At 67.4% G+C, this 11,723-nt stretch carries 12 protein-coding genes; 7 read left to right on the top strand and 5 right to left on the bottom strand.

Translation table 11 applies throughout. The annotated features are described in order from the left end of the window. Positions 1-59 precede the first annotated feature (59 nt). Genes EL337_RS12240 through EL337_RS12220 form a run of 5 tightly spaced genes read left to right on the top strand, consistent with a single transcriptional unit; the run spans position 60 to position 4,487 of the window. Positions 60-920 (top strand): carbohydrate ABC transporter permease, encoded by an 861-nt coding sequence (locus tag EL337_RS12240; RefSeq protein WP_048634854.1) that lies wholly within the window; start codon positions 60-62, stop codon positions 918-920. Next, entirely contained in the window at positions 917-1,732 is an 816-nt protein-coding gene (locus EL337_RS12235) for a carbohydrate ABC transporter permease (protein WP_048634831.1), read from the top strand. The genes EL337_RS12240 and EL337_RS12235 overlap by 4 nt, the downstream gene beginning before the upstream one ends. A gap of 18 nt (positions 1,733-1,750) precedes the next feature. Beyond that, entirely contained in the window at positions 1,751-2,824 is a 1,074-nt protein-coding gene (locus EL337_RS12230) for an ABC transporter ATP-binding protein (RefSeq protein WP_048634830.1), read from the top strand. Positions 2,825-2,854: 30 nt separating this feature from the next. After that, on the top strand, positions 2,855-3,619 hold the full coding sequence (locus EL337_RS12225) for an SDR family NAD(P)-dependent oxidoreductase (RefSeq protein WP_048634853.1): 765 nt from the start codon (positions 2,855-2,857) through the stop codon (positions 3,617-3,619). Between the two features lie 46 nt (positions 3,620-3,665). Further along, positions 3,666-4,487, top strand: a complete 822-nt coding sequence (locus EL337_RS12220) for a BtpA/SgcQ family protein (RefSeq protein ID WP_048634829.1) — start codon at positions 3,666-3,668, stop codon at positions 4,485-4,487. A gap of 11 nt (positions 4,488-4,498) precedes the next feature. Here the strand turns inward: EL337_RS12220 and EL337_RS12215 are convergent, their stop codons facing one another. Continuing rightward, entirely contained in the window at positions 4,499-4,987 is a 489-nt protein-coding gene (locus EL337_RS12215; RefSeq protein ID WP_048634828.1) for a winged helix-turn-helix transcriptional regulator, read from the bottom strand. Between the two features lie 96 nt (positions 4,988-5,083). On the opposite strand from EL337_RS12215, the gene EL337_RS12210 reads away from it, so the two are divergent. Beyond that, positions 5,084-6,295, top strand: coding sequence for a thiolase family protein (locus EL337_RS12210; protein WP_048634827.1), 1,212 nt, complete (start codon positions 5,084-5,086; stop codon positions 6,293-6,295). A gap of 17 nt (positions 6,296-6,312) precedes the next feature. On the opposite strand, the gene EL337_RS12205 is transcribed toward EL337_RS12210, so the two are convergent. The 3 genes from EL337_RS12205 to aspS are packed head-to-tail and all read right to left on the bottom strand — an operon-like array spanning position 6,313 to position 9,515. Next, positions 6,313-6,762 (bottom strand): nitroreductase family deazaflavin-dependent oxidoreductase, encoded by a 450-nt coding sequence (locus EL337_RS12205; RefSeq protein ID WP_048634826.1) that lies wholly within the window; start codon positions 6,760-6,762, stop codon positions 6,313-6,315. 9 nt (positions 6,763-6,771) lie between these two features. After that, positions 6,772-7,704 (bottom strand): DUF8686 domain-containing protein, encoded by a 933-nt coding sequence (locus tag EL337_RS12200; protein WP_048634825.1) that lies wholly within the window; start codon positions 7,702-7,704, stop codon positions 6,772-6,774. 38 nt (positions 7,705-7,742) lie between these two features. Continuing rightward, positions 7,743-9,515, bottom strand: a complete 1,773-nt coding sequence (gene aspS / locus EL337_RS12195) for an aspartate--tRNA ligase (RefSeq protein ID WP_048634824.1) — start codon at positions 9,513-9,515, stop codon at positions 7,743-7,745. Positions 9,516-9,631: 116 nt separating this feature from the next. On the opposite strand from aspS, the gene EL337_RS12190 reads away from it, so the two are divergent. Beyond that, positions 9,632-10,141, top strand: a complete 510-nt coding sequence (locus EL337_RS12190) for an SRPBCC family protein (RefSeq protein ID WP_048634823.1) — start codon at positions 9,632-9,634, stop codon at positions 10,139-10,141. Here the strand turns inward: EL337_RS12190 and EL337_RS12185 are convergent. Continuing rightward, entirely contained in the window at positions 10,138-11,625 is a 1,488-nt protein-coding gene (locus EL337_RS12185; RefSeq protein WP_048634822.1) for a carboxylesterase/lipase family protein, read from the bottom strand. The two genes, EL337_RS12190 and EL337_RS12185, sit on opposite strands and share 4 nt — an antisense overlap. Positions 11,626-11,723: the final 98 nt, after the last annotated feature.

Genomic DNA, 11,723 nt, shown 5'->3' with positions numbered 1-11,723 from the left:
CCCCCATCCGGAAACCGACCACCCCGCGAAAGGAGCGAAGACCTGCCGTGAAATCCCCTCTGAAATTTCAGCACGGTATGGTCGCCCCCCTCGTTGCCCTCTTCGTCGGGGTGGTCGGTTTCCCTCTGGTCTACGCGGCCTACCTGAGCGTCACCGACTACAAGCTGACCGACCGGGGAGCGCCCGCGGTGGTGGGCGCCGACAACTACCTGGCCACGTTCGCCGACGGGTCGTTCTGGCACGCCTTCGGAACCACCGCGCTCTACGTCGTGGTCGCCGTCGGCTTCGAGCTGGTGATCGGGCTCGCTATTGCGTTGGCACTGCAGAAGCAGCGCTGGGCACGGGATCTCACCCGGTCGATGCTGCTGGCGCCGATGTTCATCACCCCGATCGCGGTCGGGCTGACGTTCCGGTTCCTGCTCAACGACCAACTCGGGGCCATCCCGGCGATGCTGCGCACGATCGGGGTCGACTACGACTTCTTCGGCCCCGGCCGCGCCCTGTACACGCTGGCGTTCATCGACGTGTGGCAGTGGACGCCGTTCATGGTGCTGCTGCTGCTCGCCGGCCTGGAATCGATTCCCAAGGAGCCACTGGACGCCGCGCGGGTGGACGGCGCGGGCGGGCTGTATGTGCTGCGCCGGGTGATCCTGCCGCTGCTGGCTCCCGTGCTCGTGGTGGCGATCCTGCTGCGCAGCCTCGACGCGATGAAGGTGTTCGAGTACGTGTTCGCCACCACCCGCGGTGGTCCCGGCACCGAAACCGAGACGCTGCAGTACTTCATCTACCAGACCGGGATTCAGTTCTTCCGGCTCGGGTCGGCGTCGTCGATGGCGTTCGTGGTCCTGATTCTGGTGCTGGCCGTGATCGTCATCGCGTTCCGCCGGATGGAGAGAACGAGGAGGGCCGGAGCGCGATGAACCGTTCTTCCCTGGTCACCGCGTTGCGGGTGACACTGCTGTGGGCGGCCGGCATCACGGTGCTGTTCCCGATCGTCTGGATCGCCTTGGCGAGCGTGAAAACACCTGTCCAACTCAATGATCCGTTCCTGGTCGCCTTCGCGCCGGATTTCACGGCGTGGCGCAACGTCTTGGACTCGGACATCCTGTCCGCTGCGGGCCGTAGCGCACTGGTGGCGCTGGTGACCGTCGGCCTCAGCGTGGTCGTGGGCAGCATGGGCGCGTACGCGATCGCGCGATTCCGGGCGGGCGGCACGCTCACCCGCTTCGGCATGCTCGCCGCCCAGGTGCTGCCCCCGGCGGTGCTGGTCTTTCCGTTCCTGACGATGGCCTATGCGCTGCGGCTGACCGACACGCTGGTCCCGGTGATCTTCGCGCATTTGAGTTTCGTTCTGCCCGTGGTCACCTGGTTCCTGATCGGGTTCTTCGAGGCGGTTCCCCGCTCCCTGGAGGAGCAGGCACAGGTCGACGGATTCAGCCGGTTCGCTGCGTTCCGGCTGGTGGTACTGCCCCAGGTCCTGCCCGGCATCGGCGCCGCGGCCATCTTCGGGTTCACGCTGTCGTGGAACGACCTGTTTTACGGACTCATCCTGGCCCCGGGCAAGGCCGCTATCCTGCCGGTCGCCATCGCAGGGTTCAACACATTCCGCGGGGTACAGATCGGCTCGATGAGCGCGGCGATCCTCATCGCGGTCGTTCCCGTCGTCATCGCGAGCTTCTTCATCCAACGCAAGCTGGTGCAGGGCATCAGCGGCGGCGCGGTGAAGTTCTAGGAGAAGGTAAACGCTTTCATGGCAACCGTCAGATTCGCCGGCGTCAACAAGTCGTACGGAGACGCCGCCGTCGTCAGTGACCTCGATCTGGAGCTCCCCGACGGCTCGTTCACCGTGCTGGTCGGCCCGTCCGGCTGCGGCAAGTCCACCTCGCTGCGGATGCTGGCCGGCCTCGAGACGGTAACCTCCGGCACCATCACCATCGGTGACCGCGATATCACGAATCTGCAGCCGCGCGAGCGTGATATCGCGATGGTGTTCCAGAACTACGCCCTGTACCCGCACCTGAGCGTGCTGGAGAACATCGCTTTCCCGTTGCGCGCCAACAGGACCCCGCGACGTGCCGCCGTGACCCGCGCCACCGAGATCGGCGAATCCCTTGGCCTGGGCAAGCTGATGAACCGCAAACCCAAGGACCTCAGCGGCGGCCAGCAACAACGGGTGGCCATCGGGCGGGCCATCATCCGGGAGCCGTCGGTGTTCCTGTTCGACGAGCCGCTGAGCAATCTGGACGCCAAGCTTCGCGTCGAGACCAGAACCGAGCTGCTGCAGATCCAGCGGCGACTGGGTATCACGTCGGTCTATGTCACCCACGACCAGGAAGAGGCGATGACGCTGTCCGACCGGATGGTCGTGATGCGCGACGGGAAGATCGCCCAGCAGGGCACGCCACAGGAGGTCTACGGCACGCCGGCAGACACCTTCGTCGCCGCCTTCGTCGGAAGCCCGAAGATGAACCTTGTCGACGGCGAGCTCTCGGGTGAGACGTTCACGCTCCCCAGCGGTTTCACGCTCACCGTCGATGCGGACGCCGGTCGCGGTCCGGTGACGCTCGGTGTCCGGCCGGATGACCTGCTGCCCACGCTGTCCGAGGACGACGCGGCCGCGCGGGTGTCCCTGATCGAACACCTCGGCCCCCGCGCCATCGTCACGATCGAGGCCCGGGGCACCACACTCACCAGCGTGGTGGAGTCCTCGCGTCTGGCCGGAATCACCGAGGGCACCGCGGTCGACCTGGCCGTCAGACCGGGTGCCACCCATCTCTTCGACCCCACCACCGGCCAACGCCTCGTTGGTTCGAACAACAGATAGGACGTAATCACTGATGAGGTGCAGCCACTGATGACCAGAACAGTCGTGGTGACCGGCGCGGGATCCGGCATCGGACGCGCCATTGCCACCCTTCTCGCACAACGGGATTGGCGGGTCGTCGTCACCGATGTCGATGGCGCCGCCGCACGTGAGGTCGCGGCCGGCCTTCCGGGGGCAGGGCACGAGTCGACGATGCTGGACGTCACCTCACCCGAGGCCGCGGCAGGGGTGGCCTCCGACATCGCCGAACGGCACGGGCTCGACGCGTGGGTGAGCAATGCGGGCATCTCGTTCATGCACCGTTTCCTCGATGCGCCCATCGAGCGGTACCAGCAGACCCTCGACGTCAACCTCAAAGGCGTGTTCGTGTGCGGTCAGGCGGCCGCCCGGGAGATGGTCCGATCCAGTGTCGGTGGAACGATCGTCAACACGGCGTCGATGGCGGGCAAGCAGGGCCGGGTGCCGTTCCTGTCGGACTACGTCGCATCCAAGTTCGGCGTGGTGGGACTGACCCAGGCGATGGCCTACGAGCTCGGCGAGCACGGCATCACCGTCAATTGCGTGTGCCCGGGCTTTGTCGAAACCCCCATGCAGTCGCGGGAGTTGCAGTGGGAAGCCGAGCTTCGCGGCACCACGCCCGACGGTGTGCGGGCGATGATGATCGCCGACACGCCGCTGGGACGCCTGGAACAGGCCGACGACGTCGCCCGCGCCGTGGCGTTCCTACTCTCCGACGACGCGCGCTTCATCACCGGTGAGGCACTTGCCGTCAACGGCGGCGCATACATGGACTGACCGATCGAGAACGCTTCCCACGCATCACAAAAGAGAAAGGCACGCAGTGACCACCACCTGGCTCGACGAGGTTTTCAACGTCACGAAACCCGTCATCGCCATGCTCCACCTCAGCGCTCTGCCCGGTGACCCCGGCTACGACTCCGCAGGAGGTATCGCGGCCGTCGTCAACCGGGCGCGCACCGAACTGGAGGCGTTGCAGAGCGGCGGCGTCGACGGGGTCATGGTCAGCAACGAGTTCAGCCTGCCGTACCTGACCAAGACCGAACCGATCACCGCGATCACGATGGCCCGGATCATCGGCGAACTCCTGCCCGACATCTCGGTGCCCTATGGCGTCAACGTGTTGTGGGACGGTCGCGCCTCGATCGATCTCGCTGTGGCCACCGGGGCGAAGTTCGTTCGCGAGATCTTCACCGGTGTCTACGCCAGCGATTTCGGGTTGTGGGACACCAACGTCGGCGAGACCGCGCGCCACCGGGCCAGGGTCGGCGGATCTCACGTGAAGCTGCTGTTCAACATCGTCCCGGAGTCGGCTCAGTATCTGGCCGGCCGCGATCTGGCATCCATCACCCGGACCACCGTGTTCGCGACCCTACCGGACGCCATCTGCGTGTCGGGCGCCACCGCAGGGTCTCCGACCGACACCGAGGCGGTACGCGTGGTCAAGTCAGCGGCAGGCGAAGTCCCGGTGTTCGTCAACACCGGCGTGCGCGCCGACAACGTGGCGGCACAACTGAGCGTCGCCGACGGCGCGGTCGTCGGGACCTACTTCAAGAAGGACGGCGTGTTCGGCAACGCCGCCGAGAAGTCGCGCGTCGAGGAACTCATGGGCGCCGCAAGGGAGTTCCGCGCCGGCCTGGCGTAGACGGCCTCCGGTCAGGAGGAGCCGCCGTCGGCGCTCCTCCTGACCATCCGCACCCCGAGTTCGTCCGGCGGTACCGAATGCCCTTCGGCGCAGACGATGTCGACGCCGGCCTGTGCACCGCACCCGAGATGGGTGAGGCGCAGCGGAGTGTCGTCGAGGTGTTTGCGTCCCCATTCGAACATCGCCCATACGACGGGCATGAACTCGGTCCCCGCCTCGGTCAGGACGTACTCGTCGCGGACCCGCTGACCGGGCTCCCGGTAGGGACGTTTGGTCAGTAGCCCCACCTCGACGAGCTCGGACAGCCGCGTCGACGCGGCGGCCTTGGTGATGCCGACGCGCCGTGCGAAGTCGTCGAAGCGCGTGGTGCCGTAGTAGGCCTCCCGCATGAGCAGCATCGCCGACTTGGTGCCGACCAGTGCCATCGTCTTCTCGATCGGACACCGACCCACCGCCGACCACGCCATGCGGTCGATCAGCGGTCCTTGCAGGACTGTCATGTAGATCACTCCCGAGCTGGGTTGTTGTTACTAAACCTAGGTGTTACATCTGAGTATAGAGAGTAGTACTCAGCGACGAGTCTGAGGAGGACCATCATGGCTGAACATGTGACGCCGTATCAGGACCGCGATGCCGTCATCGTGGGTGCCGTCCGAACCCCGATCGGTAAGGGCAAGGCCAGTGGCGCACTGCACGAGGTGTTGCCTGCCGATCTGCTGGCTCACAGCCTGCGCGAGCTCGTACAGCGCACCGGGGTTGATCCGGCCGACATCGACGACGTCATCGCCGGTGCGGTGACCCAGGTGGGCGACCAGGCGGTCAACATCGCCCGGAATGCGTTGCTGGGCGCCGGTTTCCCGGAAAGCGTTCCCGGCACCACGGTCGACCGTCAGTGCGGCAGTAGCCAGCAGGCCCTCAGCTTCGCCGCCCAGGGCGTCCTGGCCGGCGCCTACGATATCGTCGTCGCCGCCGGGGTGGAGTCGATGAGCCGCGTCCCCATGGGCTCGTCGGTGCTGCCCGGCAGCAACCCCTTCGGCCTCGACATGGGCGCCCGCTATCCCGACGGGCTGGTGGCCCAGGGCATCAGCGCCGAACTGATCGCCGCGAAGTGGAACCTGTCCCGCACCCAGCTCGACGAGTTCTCCGCCGAGAGCCATCAGAAGGCCGCACGAGCCACCAAGGACGGCCTCTTCGACACCGAGCTGGCTCCGATCGCCGGCCTTTCGGCCGACGAGATCATCCGTCCCGACACAGGCGTCGAGACGCTGGCCGGCTTGCGGCCCGCGTTCTACAACGAGGCCATCGGCGCGCGGTTCCCGCAGATCGGCTGGGAGATCACCGCAGGCAACTCGTCACCGCTGTCGGATGGCAGCGCCGCGGTGATGATCACCAGCGGTGCGACAGCCCGTCGGCTCGGTCTGCGGCCGTTGGCCCGGATCCACACCGCGGTCGCGGTCGGCTCGGACCCGCTGTACATGCTCACCGGCGTCATTCCGGCGACGGAGAAGGTCTTGCGCAAAGCCGGTCTGACCCTGTCCGACATCGACCTGTTCGAGGTCAACGAGGCGTTCGCCCCGGTGGTCCTGTCCTGGGCGAAAGAGCTGGGCGGGGCCTCGGATTCCGACCTCCTCGCCAGGACGAACGTCAACGGCGGCGCCATCGCGATCGGGCACCCGCTCGGCGCCAGCGGCGCACGGATCATGACCACCCTCGTCAACGCCCTGGCGCAGCGCGGCGGCCGCTACGGCCTGCAGACGATGTGCGAGGCCGGCGGAATGGCGAACGCCACCATCATCGAAAGGCTGTAACCGTCTCGGGGTTCAGGTCAGGCGCGGGTGAGCTCGAACAGCGGGATCGCCCGCGCCGTCTTGGACTGATATTCGGCGAACACCGGCGCGAGTTCGACCAGCTTCGGGTACATCGCGTCGCGTTCGTCATCCGGCAGTTCGCGGACATCGACATCGTAGGCCTCGGTGCCGATCTCGATGAACGCCCGCGGATGAGCCCGCAGATTGTGCACCCAGGCCGGATGTTTCGGGGCACCGGCATAGGACCCGACGATCAGCATCCTGTCGTCGATCGTCAGGTACGCCAGCGGAGAGAGCCGGGTTTTGCCCGACTTGGCGCCGGTGGTGTGCAGCAGTAGCAGCGTGCCGCCCTCGAACGGGCCGCCGACCTTTCCGCCGTTGGCGCGGAACTCCTCGACGATGTTGCGGTTGAACTCGTCGAGCGCCGCGGTGTCGGCGATCAGTCTGTCTTTGTCGAAATCAGCCATGATCCAGCTCTACACCTTCGGCCGGGTTTGTTCCTCTGATCTGGTCTGCCGCCACCAGGCCGCCAGGAAGACGACCATCGCGGCGGACAGCGCGAGCAAGACCCACAGGATCACCGCCACGTCGATCCACGCACCCGTCGGCGGCGCACCCGGAAGGATGTTGCGCAATGGCACGACTGCGAACAGCATCGCCGCGTACCAGGTGATGAAAGGCGGCAGGAACTTGCGCCGGTTCAGCAGCATCTCGATCGCCACGAACAACGCGGTTCCGGGTAACACCAGGAGCACGAGCAAAATCCCGAAATCGACCGCGTGCGCGCCGCGGGTGCGCTCCAGGTGAAACGACACCGCCTGAACCGGACCCCACGGAGCGGCCAGCGTCTTCATGTCGCTGTCGACGTCCCAGCCGTTGATCGTGCCCGCGACGACGATGACGGCCGGAACACTGCGGCGGTTCGGGCCGTCGCCGTAGAAGACCTCGACGCCGATGGTGTTACTGACGTAGGTGTCCAACGGCCAGTGGTCGGGGTCACCCACGGCCGTGAGCTCGACCGTCGAGGCGTTGCTCTTCAAGTCGTCGTGCATGTGGATCAGGTCGCCGTCCTCGGTCCACGAGCTCAGGCGCACAACCGGATTGGCGGCCGCCTCGGGCCCCGTACCGAGTACATCCACATCCGGGTGCACGAGGACGTCGACGGTGAGCTTGTTCTCGACCGTCTCTATCTTGCCCAGTCGCATGATCACCGCCGTCTCTCCGATCACCGAGGACTCGGTGAATTCGAAGGGGCGAGGCGGCTGTTCCAGCAGCCGATAGCCCACCAGCGCGCCGACATACACCGCGATCACCACGGCCAGGGTGGTCAGCACGGTGGCGTTCAGCGCTCGGGATGAGTGTGGCTTCTCAGGCTTGTCGTTCGCCGCCGGCTTCGATTCAGGCTGCACGCGCGGATCGTACCGTGGCAAACCCGCGCCGGCGTCGACTACGCGCCGGGTTTACCCGGCTTCGCGTCGATTCCCGACTCCTTGCGCTGCTGCGCGGTGATCGGCGCGGGCGCGTCGGTCAAGGGGTCGACCCCGCCACCGGACTTCGGGAACGCGATGACCTCACGGATCGAGTCGACGCCGGCGAGCAGGGCGACGATGCGGTCCCACCCGAACGCGATGCCGCCGTGCGGTGGCGCGCCGAAGGTGAAGGCGTCCAACAGGAATCCGAATTTGTCCTGGGCTTCATCCGGGGCTATGCCCATCATGGCGAACACCCGCTCCTGGATGTCGCGGCGATGGATACGGATCGAACCCCCGCCGATCTCGTTGCCGTTGCACACGATGTCGTAGGCGTCGGCCAGAGCGGTGCCTGGGTCGGTGTCGAACGTTTCCTGCGACGCCGGCTTCGGCGCGGTGAACGCGTGGTGCACCGCGGTCCAGGCTCCCGAGCCGACGGCGACGTCCCCGGAGGCGGTGGCATCGTCGGCCGGCTCGAACAGCGGCCAGTCCACCACCCAGGTGAACGCCCACGCCGCCGGGTCGATCAGCTCGAGGCGCTTGGCCACTTCGATGCGCGTGGCACCCAACAGGGCGCGCGCCGCCTTGGCTGTCCCCGCCGAGAAGAACACGCAGTCGCCCGGGCTCGCGCCCACGTGGGCGGCCAGCCCGGCCCGCTCGGCGTCGGACAGGTTCTTGGCGACCGGACCGCCGAGTTCGCCGTCGTCACCGACCAACACGTAGGCCAATCCCTTGTGTCCGCGCTGCTTGGCGAACTCCTGCCAGCCGTCCAGGGTGCGACGCGGCTGCGACGCCCCGCCCGGCATGACGACGGCGCCGACGTAGTCCGCCTGGAACACCCGGAACGGGGTGTCGGAGAAATAGTCGGTGCACTCCACCAACTCGAGCCCGAACCGCATATCGGGCTTGTCCGAACCGAACCGGCGCATGGCGTCGGCGTAGCTGATCCGGGGCAGCGGCAGCGGCAGGTCGTAGCCGATCAGCGCCCAGAGTGCCCGCAGCACCTGCTCCGACACGGCGATGACGTCGTCGGCGTCGACGAAGCTCATCTCCATGTCCAGCTGGGTGAACTCGGGCTGGCGGTCGGCGCGGAAATCCTCGTCCCGGTAGCACCGCGCGATCTGGTAGTAGCGCTCCATGCCTGCCACCATCAGCAGCTGCTTGAACAGCTGCGGGCTCTGCGGCAGCGCATAGAACGAGCCCGGCTGCAGCCGGGCCGGGACCAGGAAATCGCGGGCGCCCTCCGGCGTGGACCGGGTCAGCGTCGGAGTCTCGATCTCGACGAAGTCGTGCTCGGCGAGCACCCCGCGCGCCGCGGCGTTCACCTTCGACCGCAGTCGCAACGCCTGCCCGGGTCCGTCGCGGCGCAGATCGAGATAGCGGTACTTCAGCCGAGCTTCCTCACCCGCCGTCTCGTCGAGCTGGAACGGCAGCGCGGCACTCTCCCCCAGCACCGTCAGCGAGGAGGCGTTGACCTCGACCTGGCCGGTCGCGATGTCGGGGTTGGCGTTGCCCTCCGGGCGGGTCTCGACGACGCCCGTGACGGCGATGCAGAACTCCGCGCGCAGCCGGTGCGCCTGCGCCAGCACCTCACCGTCGCGGAACACCACCTGCGCCACGCCGGACGAGTCGCGCAGGTCGATGAAGATGACGCCGCCGTGGTCGCGCCGACGCGCCACCCAGCCGGCCAGCGTCACCGTCTGACCGGCGTCTGACCCGCGCAACGATCCGGCGGTGTGACTGCGCAGCACAAATGCTCCTCTTTCGCGATGGATAACCGACAGGTCAGTCTAGAGGGGCCCGCGCCGAGGGCGGCATCACCTTCGTCCGGCCGACCACGCAGACCAACCACCGTCGCCTAGTGTGTATGGCCATGCACCCCTGTGAGCGCGTCGACCTCGGCTTCGTCGACTCCGCCCCCTACCGCTTCGTGAGCACCGTCGACCTGGCGATCAGCCCCGAACAGCTTTTCGAGGTGCTCGCCGACGAGACCTCGTGGCCGCAGTGGGCCAGCGTGATCACCAAGGTGACCTGGACCAGTCCGGAGCCGCGCGGCGTAGGCACCACCAGGACTGTGGACATGCGCGGCGGCATCACCGGTCACGAGGAGTTCCTCGCGTGGGAACCGTTCACCCGCATGGCGTTCCGGTTCAACAGCTCGAGCACCGGAAGCATCTCGGCGTTCGCCGAGGACTACCGCGTGGTACCGACCCCCACGGGCTGCCACCTGACCTGGATCATGGCGATGAAACCCAACGGCCTCGCCGGCCGGCTCGGGTTGTTCGTCGGACGACCGGTGATGGGCCGGATGTTCCAGAGCTTTCTCCACAAACTGCGCCACTACACCGACGGCCGCTTCGCCGCAGCCACGGGTTAGTACACCGCAGCCCAAGCGGATCTCCGAGCGCCGTCAGGATCGGCCGTCATCACGTCCCGGGTGGTGGTGATGAGGCGGGTCAGCCGCTCGCGTTGCTCGTAGAGCGGCCAGTGCTCCGCATCGACGTCTTCGGTGTCGCGCGCGAAGTCCAGCCACGCCCGCTGCATCCGCCGACCGACGCCCGGCTGGATACGCCGACCCAGCGGGTGCAGCTTGCGTCCGACGAAAGATGCGTAGCTGTGGTGGATGTGCACGATCTCGCTGCCGTGCGTTGCGCCGAGGCCGAGCATGCGCAGGCTCAGGCCGAAGTGGTCGAACCGGTACATCCGGGTCGGCGCGGACACGCTGTAGGCATCGGCGAACGCCCAGGCCGGTCCCGCGAACATCGCATCGGAACCGATGGCCAGCAGCGCACTGCGGCGGGGATACTCCGGGTAAGCCTGCAGGACAGCTTTTTTGGCCTCGGGTGCGACCCGCGCGAAATAGCCGCTGACCGACTCTCGCGTGGTGGGCAACATCGGGGGCTTGGTCCAGGCGAACATCGACGCCTCGTGGCTGTTGGTGCCGATGATCAGCGGCACGCCGGCGGTGAGCCCCAGGCGCGCGGCCTGCACGGGATCGTGGGGCAGCAGCTCCGTTCCGTGCGTGAGACCGTAGGCCAGCGTCGGGGTGTTCGCCGCGCTCTTGAGCTGCAGGATGCCCGCCGCGCGCCGTAGCTGCCGCTGAGGAAGGGCCTTGACCTCGGCGGGTTCGACACCCAGGCGACGCAGGAATTCGTGGGCATTGGCAGCGCGGTACTCCCGGTCGGCGATCAGCGGCAGCGCAGGGCTCTGCGCGATCGCCCGGTGGAACAGCCCGGCCGCCGACGGCGCCCCCGTCAGGGCCAGCACCGAGGTTCCTCCGGCCGATTCCCCGAACACCGTGACCCGGCTCGGATCGCCGCCGAAGGCCGCGATGTTCTCCCGCACCCAGCGCAGCGCGGCGATCTGATCGCGCAGCGCCAGGTTGTCGTCGAAGCCGTCGCCGAGATCGCTCAACTCGAAGCCGCCGAATACCCCGATCCGGTAGGTCACGTTGACCACGACGACGTTGCCGTTGGCGGCCAGCCGGGAACCGTTGTACAGCTGGAACTGTCCCGCTCCGTAGACGAACGCGCCCCCGGGGATCCACACCATCACCGGCAGCGAGGCGCCTGCGTCCGGGGACCACACCGTCAGCGTCAGGCAGGCCTCGTCCCGCACTTTGGGATCGTCACGGCCACCGCCGACGAACGACTTCGTCTGCGGCGGCAGCGGTCCGTGCTCCGTCGCGTCCCGTATCCCCTGCCACGGCGCCAGGGGCTCCGGCGACCGGAAGCGGCGCGCGCCGACCGGCTGCTCGGCATAGGGAACCCCGCGCCAGACGGCGATGCCGCCCTCGGTGTCGCCGCGCAGGTCGCCCGACGGGGTCGAGACGACGGTGGATTGCCCGGCGACGACTGCCACGAGACGAATCGTAGTGTGCGAAGCTGGACCCGCCCGGGATGCCGGGCGGTGAGCGGGGCTCGGCTGGGGAGACGTGCTCGGCTGGGAGAAGGGATAGT

The sequence above is a fragment of the Mycolicibacterium aurum genome (assembly GCF_900637195.1).
GTDB classification, from domain to species: domain Bacteria; phylum Actinomycetota; class Actinomycetes; order Mycobacteriales; family Mycobacteriaceae; genus Mycobacterium; species Mycobacterium aurum.
This window is presented reverse-complemented; position numbering and strand designations above follow the sequence as displayed.

Excerpts from the sequence above, each read along its gene's own strand:
- EL337_RS12235 (WP_048634831.1), top strand. The coding sequence starts at position 917 with ATGAACCGTTCTTCCCTGGTCACCGCGTTGCGGGTGACACTGCTGTGG.
- EL337_RS12230 (WP_048634830.1), top strand. The coding sequence starts at position 1,751 with ATGGCAACCGTCAGATTCGCCGGCGTCAACAAGTCGTACGGAGACGCC.
- EL337_RS12225 (WP_048634853.1), top strand. The coding sequence starts at position 2,855 with ATGACCAGAACAGTCGTGGTGACCGGCGCGGGATCCGGCATCGGACGC.
- EL337_RS12215 (WP_048634828.1), bottom strand. The coding sequence starts at position 4,987 with ATGACAGTCCTGCAAGGACCGCTGATCGACCGCATGGCGTGGTCGGCG.
- EL337_RS12210 (WP_048634827.1), top strand. The coding sequence starts at position 5,084 with ATGGCTGAACATGTGACGCCGTATCAGGACCGCGATGCCGTCATCGTG.
- EL337_RS12205 (WP_048634826.1), bottom strand. The coding sequence starts at position 6,762 with ATGGCTGATTTCGACAAAGACAGACTGATCGCCGACACCGCGGCGCTC.
- EL337_RS12190 (WP_048634823.1), top strand. The coding sequence starts at position 9,632 with ATGGCCATGCACCCCTGTGAGCGCGTCGACCTCGGCTTCGTCGACTCC.